18 protein-coding genes are annotated in these 16,375 nt (G+C 59.2%); 12 read left to right on the forward strand and 6 right to left on the reverse strand.

Annotation, left to right across the window (positions count from 1 at the left end; genetic code table 11):
• Both EV561_RS00445 and EV561_RS00450 read right to left on the reverse strand, forming a co-directional pair.
• Positions 1-831 carry an SDR family NAD(P)-dependent oxidoreductase gene (locus EV561_RS00445; protein ID WP_132516531.1) on the reverse strand — a complete coding sequence of 277 codons (831 nt, stop codon included), beginning with the start codon at positions 829-831 and terminating at the stop codon, positions 1-3.
• 97 nt (positions 832-928) lie between these two features.
• Complete coding sequence (locus EV561_RS00450) at positions 929-1,576, reverse strand: ChrR family anti-sigma-E factor (RefSeq protein ID WP_132516533.1); 648 nt, start codon at positions 1,574-1,576, stop codon at positions 929-931.
• 226 nt (positions 1,577-1,802) lie between these two features.
• On the opposite strand from EV561_RS00450, the gene EV561_RS00455 reads away from it, so the two are divergent.
• The 6 genes from EV561_RS00455 to EV561_RS00480 all read left to right on the forward strand — a co-directional run bounded on the left by EV561_RS00455 (position 1,803) and on the right by EV561_RS00480 (position 6,178).
• Positions 1,803-2,843 carry a cysteine synthase A gene (locus EV561_RS00455; RefSeq protein WP_132516535.1) on the forward strand — a complete coding sequence of 347 codons (1,041 nt, stop codon included), beginning with the start codon at positions 1,803-1,805 and terminating at the stop codon, positions 2,841-2,843.
• 4 nt (positions 2,844-2,847) lie between these two features.
• Positions 2,848-3,585: an alanyl-tRNA editing protein gene (locus EV561_RS00460; protein ID WP_132516537.1), complete on the forward strand. Its 738-nt coding sequence runs from the start codon at positions 2,848-2,850 to the stop codon at positions 3,583-3,585.
• A gap of 24 nt (positions 3,586-3,609) precedes the next feature.
• Positions 3,610-4,479 (forward strand): 3-mercaptopyruvate sulfurtransferase, encoded by an 870-nt coding sequence (gene sseA / locus EV561_RS00465; RefSeq protein WP_132516539.1) that lies wholly within the window; start codon positions 3,610-3,612, stop codon positions 4,477-4,479.
• A 3-nt stretch (positions 4,480-4,482) separates the two neighbouring features.
• Complete coding sequence (locus EV561_RS00470) at positions 4,483-5,046, forward strand: GNAT family N-acetyltransferase (RefSeq protein WP_132516541.1); 564 nt, start codon at positions 4,483-4,485, stop codon at positions 5,044-5,046.
• A gap of 74 nt (positions 5,047-5,120) precedes the next feature.
• Entirely contained in the window at positions 5,121-5,621 is a 501-nt protein-coding gene (locus EV561_RS00475) for an SET domain-containing protein-lysine N-methyltransferase (RefSeq protein ID WP_132516543.1), read from the forward strand.
• 83 nt (positions 5,622-5,704) lie between these two features.
• Positions 5,705-6,178 carry a DUF1203 domain-containing protein gene (locus tag EV561_RS00480; RefSeq protein WP_132516545.1) on the forward strand — a complete coding sequence of 158 codons (474 nt, stop codon included), beginning with the start codon at positions 5,705-5,707 and terminating at the stop codon, positions 6,176-6,178.
• Between the two features lie 60 nt (positions 6,179-6,238).
• Here the strand turns inward: EV561_RS00480 and ald are convergent, their stop codons facing one another.
• On the reverse strand, positions 6,239-7,357 hold the full coding sequence (gene ald / locus EV561_RS00485) for an alanine dehydrogenase (protein ID WP_132516547.1): 1,119 nt from the start codon (positions 7,355-7,357) through the stop codon (positions 6,239-6,241).
• 152 nt (positions 7,358-7,509) lie between these two features.
• Between ald and EV561_RS00490 the strand changes: the two genes are divergently transcribed.
• The 4 genes from EV561_RS00490 to EV561_RS00505 all read left to right on the forward strand — a co-directional run bounded on the left by EV561_RS00490 (position 7,510) and on the right by EV561_RS00505 (position 11,513).
• A complete protein-coding gene (locus EV561_RS00490) occupies positions 7,510-7,971 on the forward strand; it encodes an Lrp/AsnC family transcriptional regulator (protein WP_132516549.1) in 462 nt (153 codons plus the stop codon).
• 66 nt (positions 7,972-8,037) lie between these two features.
• On the forward strand, positions 8,038-8,922 hold the full coding sequence (locus EV561_RS00495) for a DMT family transporter (RefSeq protein ID WP_132516551.1): 885 nt from the start codon (positions 8,038-8,040) through the stop codon (positions 8,920-8,922).
• Between the two features lie 120 nt (positions 8,923-9,042).
• A complete protein-coding gene (locus EV561_RS00500) occupies positions 9,043-9,402 on the forward strand; it encodes a PilZ domain-containing protein (RefSeq protein WP_132516553.1) in 360 nt (119 codons plus the stop codon).
• 122 nt (positions 9,403-9,524) lie between these two features.
• Positions 9,525-11,513 carry a bifunctional 2',3'-cyclic-nucleotide 2'-phosphodiesterase/3'-nucleotidase gene (locus EV561_RS00505; RefSeq protein ID WP_132516554.1) on the forward strand — a complete coding sequence of 663 codons (1,989 nt, stop codon included), beginning with the start codon at positions 9,525-9,527 and terminating at the stop codon, positions 11,511-11,513.
• 64 nt (positions 11,514-11,577) lie between these two features.
• Here the strand turns inward: EV561_RS00505 and EV561_RS00510 are convergent, their stop codons facing one another.
• Positions 11,578-12,552, reverse strand: coding sequence for a LysR family transcriptional regulator (locus EV561_RS00510; RefSeq protein ID WP_132516556.1), 975 nt, complete (start codon positions 12,550-12,552; stop codon positions 11,578-11,580).
• A gap of 136 nt (positions 12,553-12,688) precedes the next feature.
• Here EV561_RS00510 and EV561_RS00515 point away from each other — a divergent pair, with 136 nt between their 5' ends.
• Positions 12,689-13,306 (forward strand): FMN-dependent NADH-azoreductase, encoded by a 618-nt coding sequence (locus EV561_RS00515; RefSeq protein WP_132516558.1) that lies wholly within the window; start codon positions 12,689-12,691, stop codon positions 13,304-13,306.
• 50 nt (positions 13,307-13,356) lie between these two features.
• Here EV561_RS00515 and EV561_RS00520 read toward each other — a convergent pair whose 3' ends face one another.
• Positions 13,357-13,947 carry a TetR/AcrR family transcriptional regulator gene (locus tag EV561_RS00520; protein WP_132516560.1) on the reverse strand — a complete coding sequence of 197 codons (591 nt, stop codon included), beginning with the start codon at positions 13,945-13,947 and terminating at the stop codon, positions 13,357-13,359.
• 105 nt (positions 13,948-14,052) lie between these two features.
• On the opposite strand from EV561_RS00520, the gene EV561_RS00525 reads away from it, so the two are divergent.
• Positions 14,053-14,826, forward strand: a complete 774-nt coding sequence (locus EV561_RS00525; protein ID WP_132516562.1) for an SDR family oxidoreductase — start codon at positions 14,053-14,055, stop codon at positions 14,824-14,826.
• A 50-nt stretch (positions 14,827-14,876) separates the two neighbouring features.
• Here the strand turns inward: EV561_RS00525 and EV561_RS00530 are convergent, their stop codons facing one another.
• Positions 14,877-16,148, reverse strand: coding sequence for a GGDEF domain-containing protein (locus EV561_RS00530; RefSeq protein WP_207910484.1), 1,272 nt, complete (start codon positions 16,146-16,148; stop codon positions 14,877-14,879).
• Positions 16,149-16,375: the final 227 nt, after the last annotated feature.

Genomic DNA, 16,375 nt, shown 5'->3' on the forward strand with positions numbered 1-16,375 from the left:
CTATTCGGCCGGATGCGCCGCCGTGCGAGGCGGCGTCTTTGCCGGTGTGCTATTCCTGGCCGTATATCGGCTGATGGCATGGAAATAGAGATTGTAAGGCAGCAACCTCAGCAATTTCAGCTTAAACGTGAGGCTTTTCGGGAATGAAATCTCGAAGGCCGAGGACTTCAAACCGGCTGCGATCTCATCGGCAGCGACCTGCGCTGATATCAAATTGCGCGTTGGAAACTGATTGCCTTTGGTCGCTTCCGTATCCACGAAGCCTGGTGTGATGAGCTGGACGCGAATGCCCAGCTTGTCCAGATCGAACTTCAGGCTCTCAGCCATGTTGATCAAAGCTGCCTTTGTCGCGCCATAGGCCGCACTTGTCGGCAGTCCGGCAAAGGCGGTTGCCGACGAGACGATGGCGACCTGCCCCTGCCCCTTCATCCTCATATGCCGGACGGCCGGAACCAGGCAGTTGACGACGCCGGAAAGATTGACGGCAAAACTGCGTTCGAAATCGTCCCGGTTGAGGTGTGCACCATCGATCGGGACGTTGATGCCGGCGTTGAGAACAGCCATTGCAAGCGTTCCATGCTGATACTCGATCGCAGCGACCGTATGCTCCATGTCGCTCGCATTGGTCACATCACCATCGAGAACGATGATGCTGCCGGAAAGACCGGCGGCCTCAGCCTGAAGGTCCACCAGCTTCTCATGATTTCGAGCCGTCACCGCGACCTTGTAGCCCTCTTCGGCAAGCTTCAGCGCCAATGCCCGCCCTATTCCGGAGCTTGCTCCTGATATCCAGACAACTCCATGTTCGGGACGGGCAATGAAATCACGCATGGCTTGCTCCTCGGCGGGTTTTGATCAACACCAAGAGACGCCGGAAGGTTCCTGGCCGGCAGTTACAAACGGAAATATCACGTGATTGTGGCCGCTTTCAGCCGATAATGTCGCCGATCAGGCGCGTCAGCGAGCCGGTCAGTTTGATCGGTGCGTCCATGACCGAGAAGGCGATGCACGGGCGATCCTTCTCCGCCACCGGGCGATGATCGAGCGTCTCGTCGGCCACGGAAATGTCGCCGGGGCCGAAGCGGCCGCGATGGTCGTTGAAGGCGCCGTCGAGGATCAGGATCAACTCGGTCCCGTGGTGGGTATGGGACGGCAAGGCGCGGCCGGCCCTGATCCACATGAGATTGACTTCGCAGCCGTCAATATCCCCAAGCGGATATTCGCGAAAACCCGGCAACCGTCTGCGCCAGGGAATATCCTCGGACCGGAAACCCACGAAACGCCGAAGAGAGGGGGGAAATATCGCATCGTCCGGCAGCGCTCTGTCGTCAGCAACGGCCTCAGGTGGAGACGAGCGGAAAATCTCGGCGAGCCGCCTATCGCGCTCGGAGACTGGCACCGGCTCGCTCTTTTCCAACATCTCCCCTGCGAGGAGATCGAGACCATTCACCAGAAGACGATTAGCCGGCTTCATCTCCAGATGTGCGGCGACAAGTACGCGAGCGGGTTCGGGAAGCGCGCCGGCCACATAGCGCGCCATCAAGGCTTCAATCGTGTCGATGTGCTTGCGAACCATCTTCCCGCCGGTCACGCCTGCTCACGCGTCCAATGTTTGTCTTTTGTCAATCATACGACGAAAGTCAATTGCCGGATCACCCTGGGTGGATTGCGGCCCTGCCAATTCTGGGTAAGGCAAATTTTACCGCCTCGGCGAGCACCGGGGAACAGAATTTCTTGCCATAGCTGCCTTGTGAAGGGAAAAGACCGTTCTTACAGTAAGCCGAAACAGAAGGTAGATTCCCATGAGCGTCCACCCCTCCGTCCTCGAAGCAATCGGCAACACGCCGTTGATCAAACTCAAGGGTGCCTCGGAGGCGACCGGCTCGACTATCCTCGGCAAGGCGGAGTTCCTCAATCCGGGCCAATCGGTGAAAGATCGTGCCGCCCTCTATATCATTCGCGATGCGGAACGCAGAGGCTTGCTCCGGCCGGGCGGCGTCATCGTCGAGGGAACGGCGGGCAATACCGGCATCGGGCTTACCCTGGTTGCCAAGGCGCTCGGATACCGGACAGTCATCGTCATTCCCGAGACCCAGAGCCAGGAAAAGAAAGATGCGCTGAAGCTGCTCGGCGCCGAGCTGGTCGAAGTGCCGGCCGTTCCCTACAAGAACCCCAACAACTATGTGAAGGTTTCCGGTCGCCTTGCTGAACAGCTGGCCAAGACCGAGCCGAACGGCGCCATCTGGGCGAACCAGTTCGACAATGTCGCCAACCGCCAGGCGCATATCGAAACGACAGCCAAGGAAATCTGGGCCGATACATCAGGCAAGATCGACGGCTTCATCTGCTCCGTCGGCTCGGGGGGAACGCTTGCGGGCGTCGCAATGGGCCTCAAGGCATTCAACAAGGACATCAAGATCGGCATCGCCGATCCGGAAGGTGCCGCACTCTACGAATTCTACAAGAATGGCGAATTGAAATCGTCGGGCTCTTCGATCACCGAAGGCATCGGCCAAGGGCGCGTGACCGCGAACCTCGAAGGCTTCACGCCTGATTTCGCCTACCAGATATCAGATGCCGAAGCCCTGCCCCATGTCTTCGACCTCGTCGAGCATGAAGGCCTCTGCCTTGGTGGTTCGACTGCGATCAACATTGCGGGCGCGGTACGCCTCGCCAAGGATCTCGGTCCCGGCCATACGATCGTGACCATCCTCTGCGACTATGGCAATCGCTATCAGTCCAAGCTCTTCAATCCGGATTTCCTGAAGTCCAAAGGCCTGCCCGTACCGGAATGGCTGACGACGAACTCCGATATTCCCGTTCCCTATGAAAGCGTAGCGTGACCTCATGCCCGTGAATGCCCTTTACCGTGACGACTTTTATCTTTCGACCGCGGAAGCGGTGGTGACGGCCATTCACGAGGACGGCGGCATCGAGCTCGATCAGACCTGTTTCTACGCCGCATCGGGCGGCCAGCCAGGCGATACCGGCTTCTTCGAGCGTGCGGACGGGTCGCGGATCATGCTTGGGCAGACGAAGCACGGGCCCGTCAAGGACATCATCATCCACGTGCCGCTCGAAGGCGAGCCGCAGCCGATCGTCGGCGAGAAACTGGTTCTGCATATCGACTGGCCGCGCCGTTACAAGCTGATGCGCATGCATACGGCCTGCCACTTGCTCTCCGTCGTCTGCCCCTATCCGGTCACGGGTGCTGCGGTCGGAGAGGATGAAAGCCGCATCGATTTCGACATGACCGACATCATCGACAAGGATGAAGTGACCGCCAAGCTGATGGCACTCGTCAACGGCAACTATCCGGTCTATGTCCAATGGATCACCGACGAAGAGCTTGCGGCCAATCCCGACATCGTCAAATCCAAGAATGTCCGTCCGCCGGTGGGCCTCGGGCGCGTCAGCCTCGTGTGCATCGGCGAAAACTCTTCCATTGACAGCCAGCCCTGCGGCGGCACACATGTCTCGGAAACGCAGGAAGTCGGTTCCATCTACATTGCCAAGATCGAAAAGAAGGGCAAGGAGAACCGGCGCTTCCGCATCCGCTTCGGAACGCCCGGCGACGAAGCCTGATTTCAATTACGGGGAGAGAATATCATGAGCGAGACCAAGAGCCGCTTCGTCGTCTCTGCCGATTGGCTGCAGGAGCGTCTTGGGACGCCTGACCTGCGCATTCTCGATGCTTCCTTCTACCTGCCCGCGCAAAAGCGTGACGCCGATGCGGAATATGCCGCTGGCCATATTCCAGGCGCCGTCAGGTTCGATCACGACAAGATTGCCGATCATTCCGCCAACCTGCCGCATATGGTGCCGTCGCGGGATGACTTCGCCAGCGAGGTCGGAAAGCTCGGCATCTCGGAGACAGACACGATCGTCGTCTACGATGGCCCGGGCATGTTCGCCTCGCCGCGCATCTGGTGGCTGTTTCGCGTGATGGGCGCAAAGAACGTCTATGTGCTCGACGGCGGCCTTGATGGCTGGAAAGCCGAGGGTCGTCCCCTCGAGACGATCGTTCCGCGGCCGAAGGCGGTGACATTCACTCCGCATTTTGCGGCAGATCGGGTCGTATCGCTGGAAGCGATGCGCGATATCGTTACCAGCGAGGCGATGCAGATCGCGGATGCCCGCAGCGCCGGCCGCTTTGCCGCAACCGAGCCCGAGCCACGCGAGGGGATGCGGTCCGGCCATATGCCGGGAGCACGAAGCCTACCGTCGGGCGTCTTTTCCAGCCAGGGCAAATTCAAATCGCTCCCCGAACTGAAGCAAACGATCGAGCACGCCGGCATCGACCTTTCCAAGCCTGTGGTCACAAGCTGCGGCTCCGGGATCACCGCCGCTATCATAACGCTGGCCCTGGAATCGCTCGGCCATACGGACAACAAACTTTATGACGGCTCGTGGTCGGAATGGGGCAGCCGCTCCGACACCCCCATCGTGACCGGCCCTCCGACCCCGATCAAAGCCTGACCCATGGCATTGAAACCCCCGTCGTCGCTCAAGGTCCATATTACGCGCCTGGAAATGACCGCGCCACCGAAGGCAAGTCTGCCGGTGCCCGTCAACATCCAGACCGCGATCATGCGCGCGCCCGCAATACCGCTTTCCTTCTATCGCTACCTCTATCGCCAGGTCGGTGCGCGCTGGCACTGGGTCGATCGGCTGAGAATGAGCGACGAGGATCTGGCTGCGATCGTGCATGACAAGCGCAACGATATCAGCGTGCTCTACGTCAACGGTGCTCCGGCCGGCTTCTTCGAGTATTTTCGCGACGACGAAGATACGATCGAACTCACCCATTTCGGCCTCATGGAACATGCGCTGGGGCTCGGCATCGGCAAGTGGTTCCTGCTGCAGGCACTGTATTCGCTATGGGTGCTCAACCCGACGCGCGTGATTACCACGACAAACAATCTCGATCATCCGCGGGCGCTTCAGCTCTATCAGATGTTCGGCTTTTCCCCCGTCTCGACCGGCCACGGCATCGTGCGGCCGCTTAGCGACAAGGAATTGCTGGAACTGGTGAAAAAGGGATGATTCCGGCCAGTGGCCGTCAAAAGACGGAAACAAAGTCAGGCTAAGTGATTGCGCTTTATTTAGGGAGCACAATCATGAGTTTTACCTGGTTCTCACCAAAGGTCGAAAAACGCAAAAGCCGGATCGAGGGGACTGGACTGGTCGCGATCGAAGCCATCGCTGCCGGCGAGCTGATCGTCGTCAAAGGCGGCCATATCTTCGAAAGGGCCGAACGCGACGAAATCGGCAAGAGGCTCGGTCCATCGGAAATCCAGATCGACCATCATCTCTTCATCGGTCCCTCACGCGCGCACGAGCGGGACGCTGCGATGATGTATCTCAACCACTCATGCGACCCGAATGTCGGCGTTCGCGGCCAGATATCGTTCTTTGCCATGCGAGATATCGAATCCGGAGAAGAATTGGCGTTCGATTATGCGACCGGCGACAATGACGACTGGGTCATGAATTGCCAGTGCGGCGCGTCCGATTGCCGCAAACGCATCACCGGCCAAGATTGGCGCCTTCCGGACCTGCAAAGGAAATATCGCGGATGGTTTTCCGATTACCTGGCTCGCGAGATCGGCGATGATTGAGTGAGGATAACGGTGTAGCGCAGGAAACGGGTGGCAGAAGATGTAGCCACGAGTCATGACAGGACATCTGAAGGAGATCTGCCATGTCCACTATCGCTTTCCATGCCATGCCCACCGCAGACGCCGAAGCCCTCTGGAATGGAGGTGTTGACGCCTATGGTCACCGGCCGGAGACGATGGTCTCGGATGGCCCTGGCCATCCTTGCCGCCATTGCCTCCAGAATATCGACAAGGGCGAAGAGCTGCTTGTCTTCGCGTATCGGCCGTTTCCGGAACTGCAGCCCTACGCAGAGACCGGCCCGGTCTTCCTGCATAAAGTGCCCTGTCGGCGGTACGAAGCCGAAGAGATCCTGCCGCCGGTGCTCGCCAGCAGCCGCGATTTCATCGTCCGCGGCTACGGCGACAACAATCGCATCGTCTATGGGACCGGCGCGGTCACGCCGACTGCGGATATCCCTGCCTACGCTCAAGAACTGCTGACCAGGCCCGGCATTGCCTATGTGCATGTGCGCTCGGCGCGCAACAATTGCTACCAGTGCCGGATCGACAGGAACTGAAAACGAGAAGGCCGGTCGCGGAGAGGCGACCGGCCTTCTCGAACGCGAGCGCGATGGGATTTACGCGACGTTCAGAACGCTTTCAGGCGCGAAGGCCTCATAACCCAGTGCTTCGGCGACCGGGCCATTCGTGATGCGGCCCCTATGGACGTTAAGCCCGTTGCGAAGATGCTTGTCCTCAGCGATGGCGCGCAGGCCGCGGTCGGCGAGCGCCAGACCGTAGTAGAGCGTCGCGTTGTTCAATGCATGTGCCGAGGTGACCGGAACGGCGCCGGGCATGTTTGCCACGCAATAGTGGACGATGCCTTCGACCTCGTAGGTCGGTTCGGAATGCGTCGTTGCATGGGAGGTTTCGAAGCAGCCGCCCTGGTCGATCGCAACGTCGACGATAACGGAACCCTTCTTCATGCCGGTCAGCATCTCGCGGGTCACTAGCTTCGGCGCGGCAGCACCGGGGATCAGGACGGCGCCGATGACGAGGTCCGCCGAGAAGACTTCTTCTTCCAGCGCCTGGATGCTGGAATAGCGGGTGTGAACCCGGCCGCTGAAGATATCGTCAAGCTGACGAAGGCGCGGCAGCGACTTATCGAGGATGGTGACGTCGGCGCCGATGCCGGCTGCCATCTTGGCTGCATGCAGGCCGACCACACCGCCGCCGATGACGGTGACCTTGCCGGGAAGAACGCCCGGTACGCCACCGAGCAGGATGCCGAGACCGCCGTTTGCCTTCTGAAGCGCGGTAGCCCCTGCCTGAATCGAGAGACGCCCTGCGACCTCAGACATCGGCGCCAGCAGCGGCAGACCGCCGCGCTCGTCCGTTACGGTTTCATAGGCGACGCCGGTAACGCCCGAAGCCAGCAGACCCTTCGTCTGTTCCGGATCCGGCGCGAGATGCAGGTAGGTATAGAGAATCTGGCCTTCGCGGAGCTGCGCCCATTCAGACGGCTGCGGTTCCTTGACCTTGACGACCATGTCGCACTTGTCGAAGATTTCCTTGGCCGTGGCGACGACCTTGGCGCCCGCTGCGGCATAGGCCGCGTCATCCGCGCCGATGCCGGCACCGGCCTTGGTCTCCACCCATACCTCGTGGCCATGGGCGACATATTCACGAACAGCCGCAGGCGTCAGGCCGACGCGATATTCGTGATTCTTGATTTCCTTCGGGCAACCAACGCGCATTCTCGTTCCTCTCTTCGTCCGTCCGCTTCGCGGATCATCCATGGACAAATGAAACCATCGACTTGACGAAATGTCCTTGCAAAGAAGATTTGCAGACAGGCGATTTTTCAACGATTGTTGCGCTGAATGGAAAATTTTCGAAGGATCTTCGAATGGCTGAGCTAGATGCAATCGATCGTGCGATTTTGCGCACGCTTCAAAGCAATGCCCGCATCACCAATGCCGATCTGGCGGCAAAGGTCGGCCTCTCCCCCTCCGCCTGTTCGCGGCGTCTCGACATACTGGAAAAGGACGGCACGATCGGAGGCTACCACGCTCGGCTTTCGCACAAGGCGCTGGACTACAAGATGATCGCCATCGTGCACATCTCGCTGTCGGGGCAGTTCGCAAAGACATTGTCGGAATTCGAAACCGCGGTGAAACGCTGTCCCAATGTCCTGGTCTGCTACCTGATGTCGGGAGAGTACGACTACATTCTGCGGGTGGCCGCCCGCGATCTGGAAGACTACGAGAGGATCCACCGGGATTGGCTGTCGGCGCTGCCGCATGTGGTGAAGATCAATTCCAGTTTCGCGCTCCGGGAAATCATCGATCGGCCGAATGTCGGCCTCTGACGCCTTGCAAGGCGCAGGGAATCCTGCCTAGCTCACGAGATTGGGAGTGAGGCGACTAAACAAGAAATGGCGGCAAAGACCAAGGGGTATGTGTTTGTCCTGATGGCGCTGACCATCTTTTCGGCGCAGGACGGAATATCGAAGCATCTTGCCGGTGCCTACCCGCCGGTCTTCGTCGCGATGATCCGTTACTGGGCCTTCGCTGCTTTCGCTCTGCTGCTGACGGCGCGCGCTCGAGGCGGTTTTTCCTCGGCGATTCAGAGCAGGAAACCGTGGCTGCAGGTCGCGCGCGGGCTGTTACTCGCAAGCCAGATCGTCACGACCATTACCTCCTTCGTCATCGTCGGCCTTGCGCATTCGCAGGCAATCTCCTGCGCCACGCCGCTGATCATCGCGCTGCTCTCCATGCCGCTGCTCGGTGAACAGGTGGGCTGGCGGCGCTGGACGGCTATATGCGTGGGCCTCGCCGGTGTACTCCTGATCCTGAAGCCGCAAGGCAACGGCTTCTTCGACGTCAAAGCGCTGCTGCCCCTTTTCGCCGCTCTGCTCTTCGCCTTCTACGTTATCGCTACACGCCTCGTCAGCCGCTACGATTCTCCGAGTACGAGTTTCTTCTATACCGGCATTGTGGGGGCCGTTGCCATGAGCTTGATCGGCCCCTTCTATTGGACATGGCTTCAAGGGTGGGATTGGGCATGGATGGCGATCGTCTGCGCGACCAGCATCACCAGCCATTACTTCCTGATCCGCGCGTATGATCTGCTCGACGCCTCTGCCGTGCAGCCACTCACTTATATCCAGCTCGTTTATGCCTCAATCATCGGCGTGACGGTTTTCGGCGAGACGCTCAACATCAACATGGTAATCGGATCGGTCATCGTCGTGGCTGCCGGCGCTTTCACCGTATGGCGCGAACATGTAGTCGCGCGCGGGAAAGCCAGATCGGCCTGACCACTGGGCAGACCTGTGCCATTTCGACGAACCGATCCAATTTTACCGATCGTCCTAAACGCGTTTCAACGGAAGCCTGATATTCATTTCGATGTACAACTCAGTCATCGGAACCAGGTCATGCTGACGACTATTGCGCCAACCGCGCCAAACAATTCGAAACTGAACACGCGACGCTCTCAGCGTAGCCGCGCTCGCATCATGGGTAAGGTACATTACCTGACCAAAGCTGTGACAGGCCGCATCATCAATATCTCGCCGATCGGCGTCGCGCTCGATCTGCAAACGCCGATCCATGCTGCGGCGGGAAGCAAGGTCCGTGTCGAATGCGACGATATCGGCGCTCTCGACGGCATCATCCGCTGGACCCATAGCGGCCGGATCGGTATCGAATTCGATTCAAATTCGAATTCGGCGGCGCAGATCACTTCCTATTTCCGGTTTTTTCACAAGGAGATAAAGCCGGTATTGAAGCGCTGACAGCTAATACAGAATTGCGAGGGTTCCTTCGCAATACAACTGTCACTTAAGTGGTGCACTCCTTCCGAAATAATCCTAGTCTCCCTCGCGTTGAGGTAGACGATTATTCGAGGAGTGCCCCAATGTCTTCTATTTTAGATTTGCCCGCCATGTCCCGCCGCTCCCTGCTGCAAGGTCTCGGCGCCACTGCCGCTCTGGTCATGCTGCACCCGTTCGCAGCCCGCGCCGCCGCCAACCAGGCGCATCTGCGGCTGATGGAAACGACGGATATTCACGTCAACGTCTTCCCATACGACTATTACGCGGACAAGCCGAACGACACGATGGGCCTGACGCGCACCGCGACGATCATCGACAATATCCGCTCTGAGGCCACCAACTCGCTGCTGATCGACAATGGCGACGTGCTGCAGGGCAACCCGATGGGCGACTACATGGCCTATCAGCATGGCATGAAGGATGGCGACGTCCATCCCGTCATCAGGGCGATGAACACGCTCGGCTACGAAGTTGGCACGCTCGGAAACCACGAATTCAACTACGGCCTTGATTTCATGTTCAAGGTGCTCGGCGGCGCAAACTTCCCCTTCGTCTGCGCCAACCTGACGCGCGGCCAGCTCGCTGCCGATCCGAAGGACGACCAGCTATTCTTCAAGCCCTACCTCATCCTTGAAAAGAAGATCAAGGACGGCGCCGGCAACGAGAACACGATCAAGATCGGCTTCATCGGCTTCGTGCCGCCGCAAATCATGCTCTGGGATATCAAGAACCTTGAAGGCAAGGCGCAGACCCGCGACATCGTCGAGGCCGCCAAGGCCTGGGTTCCGGTCATGAAGGAAGAAGGCGCCGACATCGTCATCGCCCTTTCCCACTCCGGCATCGACGGCTCCGGCCCTGCCGACAAGATGGAAAATGCCTCGCTATACGTCGCAGCCGTCGACGGCATCGACGCGATCTTCACCGGCCACCAGCACCTGGTCTTCCCCGGCCCGAAGACATGGGACGGCATCAAGGGCGCCGATCCGGTCAAGGGCACGCTGCAGGGCAAGCCAGCTGTCATGGCAGGCTTCTGGGGCTCGCATCTCGGGCTGATCGACCTTCTGCTCGAAAAGGACGGCAAGAGCTGGAAGATCGTCGACTTCACCTCGGAAGCCCGGCCGATCTACCATCGTGACGCCAACAAGAAGATCGTCGCCGACGTCGCCGACAAGAAGGAAGTCGCCGACGCCGCCAAGACCGAGCATGAAGCAACGCTCGCCTATGTCCGCACCCCCGTCGGCAAGACCTCGGCACCGCTCTATTCCTACTTCGCGCTGGTTGCCGACGATCCGTCGGTTCAGGTCGTGTCGCAGGCGCAGACCTGGTACATCAAGGACATGCTGAAGGAGACGCAGTACAAGGATCTGCCGATCCTGTCGGCAGCGGCTCCCTTCAAGTGCGGCGGCCGCAACGGCGTCGACTACTACACCGACGTTCCGGCCGGCAATATCGCCATCAAGAACTGCGCCGACCTTTACCTCTATCCGAACACCGTTCAGGCCGTGGTCATCAACGGCGCGCAGGTCAAGAACTGGCTGGAAATGTCGGCCGCCATGTTCAACCAGATCCCGGCAGGTTCCAAGGACGCGCCGCTGCTCAACGACAGCTTCCCGTCCTTCAACTTCGACGTCATCGACGGCGTCACCTATCAGATCGACCTGTCGCAGCCGCGCCGCTTCAGCGATGACGGCAAGGTGGCCAATGCCGATTCGAACCGCATCCAGAATCTTCAGTTCGAAGGCAAGCCGATTGATCCGGCACAGAAATTCCTCGTTGTCAGCAACAACTACCGCGCTGGCGGCGGTGGCAACTTCCCGGAAATCGCAGCCGACAAGGTCGTCTATCAGGCTCCGGACACCAACCGCGACGTGATCGTTCGTTATGTCCACGACCAGGGCACGATCAACCCGACCGCCGACGGCAACTGGACCTTCAAGCCGATGCCGGGCACGACTGTTGTCTTCGAAAGCTCGCCCAAGGCCAAGGATTTCATCGCCGACGTCAAGACGGTTAAGATCGAGGACGCCGGTGAAGGCGCCGAGGGCTTCCACAAATTCCGTCTGGTGCTTTGATCGTACCAGCCGCAACAAAGGAAAATGGGCGCCTCGGCGCCCATTTTTCATTCTGCTGCATTTTTCATTCTGCTGCGATCGCCGCTGCCGGTCGCCTCAACTCGCCAGCCGCAAGCATGGTCTTGAAGTCGGCGTGGTTCGGGCAACCGGATAGCTTGGTTGCGAATGCGTCGATCATCCAGGCTGCAGCAGGGCCGGGAGGAGCCGACAGCCTTCTCATCGCATAAATCGGATACTCACCCTGCTCATAGGCATCGAGATCGAGCTGGACCAGCCGTCCCTTCTGCAGATCGTCATACATTACCGAAACCGGCAGGCCGCCCCAGCCGAGGCCACCGCGGATGAGATGATGCTTTGTCGCGATATCGCTGACATGCCAGGTTTTATAGGAAAGCACGTTGAAGGTGCGGCCATTGGTCAAGCCCGACGCGTCGGTCACGACAAGCTGCGTTTCGTCGCGGACATCGGCAAGCGTGAGCGGTCTCTTGATCTTCGCGAGCGGATGGCCGGGCGCGGCCACCGGCATCATGAAGGAATGGCCGATACGTTCGGTGACAAGGGAATCGTCCTGGCGAAGAAGCGCGCCACCGATGCCAATCGTCGCCTTGCCGCTCAGAACCTGATTCATCACTTCGCCAAGCTCGCCGACATCAAGCCGCAGCGAAACTGACGGAAACCGATTGCGGAATTCGTTCAGCACGTCGACCATGGCGTCTATCGGCACCATGACGCTTATGGCAACCGCGACTTCAGCCTCGAGCCCGTCCTTGAGCCCCTTCACGCGGGCGCGCATGACCTCGAGATCGGAAAGTATGCGGCGCGCATCCTCAAGGAGCGCTCTGCCCGCTTCGGTCAATTTCGGCTGGCGTGCGCCCGAGCGTTCGAAAAGCGGAACTTCGACCTGCGCCTCGAGATTGGCAATCGTGTAGCTGATGACCGATTGGGCGCGGTTAAGCAATCGCGAGGCTGCCGAGAAGCTGCCAGTCTCGGCAACGGTCATGAAAACCTGCAATTGGTCCAGTGTTGGGTTGGGAACCATGCTCTATCCATTCCATCGATAATTTCGATCCATATTATCACAGTTTTTTCGATAGTCATGCAAGCCTATTTCTTACTTCGAAAGGCGGCCGATTCCCTGCTTCGGTCGACTAACCCATTCGAAAGGAACAGGTTTCATGTCCTCCATTCTTCTTTTGACTTCCAGCCCCCGCGCTGAATCGCTCTCCACCACCATCGCTGTGGAACTCGCCGAGAAGCTCAAGGCGCAAAACCCCGGTAACACGCTGGTCCGCCGCGATCTCGCAGCTTCGCCGCTGCCGCATATCAACGAAGCCTTCACGACCGCGATCCGCAAGCCGGCCGACGCTCACAGCGCCGAAGAAGCTGCCGCATCGAAGGCATCCGACGCTCTGGTCGACGAGCTGCTGGCCGCTGATACGCTGGTGATCGGCACCGGCCTTATCAACTTCAACATCTATTCCTCGCTGAAGGCTTGGATCGACCACGTCGTGCGCGCCGGCCGCACCTTCTCCTACACCGAGAACGGTCCTGTTGGCCTTGCCAAGGGCAAGAAGGCTTACATCGTTCTGGCTTCCGGCGGCGTATATTCCGAAGGCAGCCCGGCTGCGGCACTGAACCATGCCGTTCCGTACCTGAAGTGGATCCTGACCTTCATCGGCATCACCGATGTTGAAACCGTCTATGTCGAAGGCCTTGCCATGGGTCCGGAAGCTGCCGAAAAGGCAATCGTTGCCGCCAAGGCTCGTACCGAAGAACTCGCTCGCGCCGCTTAAGCCCCCAGGGGACGCTGAGCTTGAAACGGTCGGCATTCGCCGGCCGTTTTTTATGCGTCTGACTTCGTTGGCACCATATCCTGCAGCATGGTGGTCACCGATTTCAGAATTTCTTCCGACAGTGCCGGATCGGTGGCGATCCGCGCAAAACCAACGGCGCCTGCCATCGCGGAAAGCGTAAGGATTGCCTTGCTGCGCGCCGCCACGCTGTCCTTGCCGCCCAGGCGGTCTGCCATCACATCGATGTTGATCTTCATGCGTTCGGTGGCAATCTCGCGCGTCTTCGCATCGCTTCGAGCGAGCTCCCCATTGAGAGCGCCGAAAGCGCATCCTTCGCCGGGATCATCGCGATGCCGGGTGCTCAAATAGGAAGCGATATAGTCCGCCGCCCCGACCTCCACCGGCGTTATTCCCTTCTCGGCCAGCCGCTTTTCCCAGCCGCGGAATGCCGCATCCATTGCCTCTGCCACCAGCTCGTCGCGGGAGGCAAAATGCTTGTAGAAGCCGCCGACGGTGAGGCCGGCCTCCTTCATCAGATCGGCAACGCCGACGCCTTCCAGCCCTTCCTCGCGCAGCCGCTTGGCGGCGATCTCGACGATGCGTTCGTGGGTGCGCTGCTTTTCGACTTGGGAATGTCCCATCACAAAACTCCGTCCAGACCTTGACAAATGTGGATTACAATCATAATCCCTATTCTGGAAAGCAATCATAATCCAGATTGCCGATTTTTCCAAGAGGACACGACAATGCGCTTGAAGAACAAAGTAGCCATCATCACCGGCGGAAACAGCGGCATCGGCTTTGCCACCGCCCGCGTCTTCCTGAACGAAGGCGCCAAAGTCGCCATCACCGGCCGCAATCCGAAGACACTCGCCGAAGCGGCGGAGGCCCTGGGCGGCGGCGTGCTGACATTGCAGGTTGATGTCAACGACGCAAAGGCCATGGAAGACGCGTTTGCCAAGGCGACCGCCGAACTCGGTAAGCTTGATATCGTTTTTGCCAATGCCGGCATTCCCGGCGCGACGCCGCTTGGGCAGACCTCTGTCGAGGCCTTCGAAGCGATCGTGCGGACCAATTTCACCGCGGTGTTCTTTACGGTTCAGGCCGCTCTTCCCCACCTCAACGACAATGCATCCGTCATCCTGAACGGCTCGGTCCATGCAGTGCTCGGCATTCCCGGCTACTCGGCCTATGCCGGAACGAAGGGCGCCGTGCGCGCGATGACTCGCAACCTCGCCTCGGAACTCGCGCCGCGGGGCATCCGCGTCAATCAGGTAACGCCGGGCGGCACGCGCACGCCCATCTGGAATCCTTCCGCGCCGACGAGAGAAGAGATGGATGCGCTGGAAGCGCGGATCGGTGGCCTCAGCCCACTTGGACGCATGAGTGAAGCGGACGAGATCGCAAAGGCCGCGCTCTACCTCGCCTCCGACGATTCGCTCAATGTCAGCGGCATCGAAATCACGGTCGATGGCGGCGCGACGGGCGCTCCTTCGGGCGCAAAGATTTTCCGCCAGTGAGATAGCTGCATTATCAGGATTGAAGGCCGCCCAAAAGGCGGCCTTTTCCTTCAGGCGGCGGCCACCTTGCCATTCTGCCCGACGACGCAATTGCGGCCGCACTTCTTGGCCTGATAAAGCCGGTCATCAGCCACCGCCAGCAGGCCGTTGAAACTGACTGAATCAGGCCCCAGCGTTGCGACGCCAATGCTGACGGTGATGGGTTGACCTTCGAGATTGCGCACCGTACCGGCGACCTGCCAGCGAAGATGCTCGGCGAGCAGCAGGCCTTCGGCATGATTGGTGCGCGGGCAGAGAACCACGAACTCCTCGCCGCCAAAACGGAACAGGCGATCGGTCGGGCGCAAGACAGTTGCAAACTGGCTGGCGACTGCTTTCAACACTTCGTCGCCTTCCAGATGACCGAAGCGGTCGTTGACGTCCTTGAAATTGTCCGCGTCCAGAAGAAGCACAGTCATTGTCTCTTCGCGTTCCAAGCTATCGCGCACGAGCTGAGGTCCATCCAGTTCCATGCTGTTGCGATCGAGAACGCCGGTCAGCGTGTCACGGCCGCTCCGCGACAGAAGATCCTGGTAGCGCTCGCGAAATGTAAGGTCGTTGAACACATCGCTGATCGAGCGCTGGGCTAGCGTGGCCCCGTGTCGCCGCACTGCGAACTGGTAAGCGGCGAAAAGCCCCGAATAGATGCAGACGGACAGCATCTTCGCAAGCCAGCCACCCCAGAAGACAGACAAGGGTACGCCGACGAAATAGTGAAGGACCGCAAAGAATCCGACCTGGTCAAAGGTCAAGAGCGCCAAGCCGGAGAGCATGAACCGCAGCACCACCCATCGCTGGATGAAACGCCCGAGCTTCTCGTAGAGCAGGATGATGCCGAGTGAATCGATATAGAGCAGCGCCGTGCCCCAGATCATCAGCCAGCCCATTTCGTTGAGGAAGCCAAAATCGGCCCCGCGACCGCCGGTCAGGTCGACTGGAATATGGAGCTGGAGGAACCATGCAATGCCGACGGTCATCAGATTGCCGAGGAACAGACCGTAGATCGGCTGGCGCACCGTTGCTGCATCTTCCTTCAGATACAGCATCAGGATCATCATCAACTTGCCGGCAAAAAAGACAGACGAACCGGGCGACACAATGCCGAAAGGCAATGCGACGTAGAAGACCGCGGCCAGATAGGTCTCCATGAAATGCATGACGCCGAGCGCAGTCAGGAAGACGCCGAGCCCAATACGATGTCTGAAATGCAGCAGCGTGACCATGATCGCGAAATAGGCGATCGCTTCCACGACGAACAAAGCCAGATTGAGCCTTTCTATCACACTGCCCGATCCCGTCCCGGTGCTCTATCATATCGCGCCGGCATATGAATAAACGCTAGGTGCTCGTTTAGGCCCTCCCAAACTTGAACAAGCGCGGCCTCTGGTTCCTTTAGGGCGAGTGCTAGTCGACGCAATACAACCGACCCCTGAAAACCATGGGGTCATTATTTCGTTTCAGACTTAAAAGAAAATGTGTGAAAGCGACGAACCGGCGCTTATCCATAGGA

This window comes from Rhizobium sp. BK376, from assembly GCF_004341625.1.
Classification (GTDB): Bacteria; Pseudomonadota; Alphaproteobacteria; order Rhizobiales; family Rhizobiaceae; genus Rhizobium.

What these genes read in the sequence shown, in the direction of transcription:
- EV561_RS00480 (WP_132516545.1), top strand. Translation starts at nt 5,705, where the DNA reads ATGTCCACTATCGCTTTCCATGCCATGCCCACCGCAGACGCCGAAGCC.
- EV561_RS00510 (WP_132516556.1), bottom strand. Translation starts at nt 12,552, where the DNA reads ATGGTTCCCAACCCAACACTGGACCAATTGCAGGTTTTCATGACCGTT.
- EV561_RS00500 (WP_132516553.1), top strand. Translation starts at nt 9,043, where the DNA reads ATGCTGACGACTATTGCGCCAACCGCGCCAAACAATTCGAAACTGAAC.
- EV561_RS00490 (WP_132516549.1), top strand. Translation starts at nt 7,510, where the DNA reads ATGGCTGAGCTAGATGCAATCGATCGTGCGATTTTGCGCACGCTTCAA.
- EV561_RS00455 (WP_132516535.1), top strand. Translation starts at nt 1,803, where the DNA reads ATGAGCGTCCACCCCTCCGTCCTCGAAGCAATCGGCAACACGCCGTTG.
- EV561_RS00515 (WP_132516558.1), top strand. Translation starts at nt 12,689, where the DNA reads ATGTCCTCCATTCTTCTTTTGACTTCCAGCCCCCGCGCTGAATCGCTC.
- sseA (WP_132516539.1), top strand. Translation starts at nt 3,610, where the DNA reads ATGAGCGAGACCAAGAGCCGCTTCGTCGTCTCTGCCGATTGGCTGCAG.
- EV561_RS00445 (WP_132516531.1), bottom strand. Translation starts at nt 831, where the DNA reads ATGCGTGATTTCATTGCCCGTCCCGAACATGGAGTTGTCTGGATATCA.
- EV561_RS00470 (WP_132516541.1), top strand. Translation starts at nt 4,483, where the DNA reads ATGGCATTGAAACCCCCGTCGTCGCTCAAGGTCCATATTACGCGCCTG.
- EV561_RS00460 (WP_132516537.1), top strand. Translation starts at nt 2,848, where the DNA reads ATGCCCGTGAATGCCCTTTACCGTGACGACTTTTATCTTTCGACCGCG.
- EV561_RS00495 (WP_132516551.1), top strand. Translation starts at nt 8,038, where the DNA reads ATGGCGGCAAAGACCAAGGGGTATGTGTTTGTCCTGATGGCGCTGACC.
- ald (WP_132516547.1), bottom strand. Translation starts at nt 7,357, where the DNA reads ATGCGCGTTGGTTGCCCGAAGGAAATCAAGAATCACGAATATCGCGTC.
- EV561_RS00525 (WP_132516562.1), top strand. Translation starts at nt 14,053, where the DNA reads ATGCGCTTGAAGAACAAAGTAGCCATCATCACCGGCGGAAACAGCGGC.
- EV561_RS00520 (WP_132516560.1), bottom strand. Translation starts at nt 13,947, where the DNA reads ATGGGACATTCCCAAGTCGAAAAGCAGCGCACCCACGAACGCATCGTC.
- EV561_RS00450 (WP_132516533.1), bottom strand. Translation starts at nt 1,576, where the DNA reads ATGGTTCGCAAGCACATCGACACGATTGAAGCCTTGATGGCGCGCTAT.
- EV561_RS00505 (WP_132516554.1), top strand. Translation starts at nt 9,525, where the DNA reads ATGTCTTCTATTTTAGATTTGCCCGCCATGTCCCGCCGCTCCCTGCTG.
- EV561_RS00475 (WP_132516543.1), top strand. Translation starts at nt 5,121, where the DNA reads ATGAGTTTTACCTGGTTCTCACCAAAGGTCGAAAAACGCAAAAGCCGG.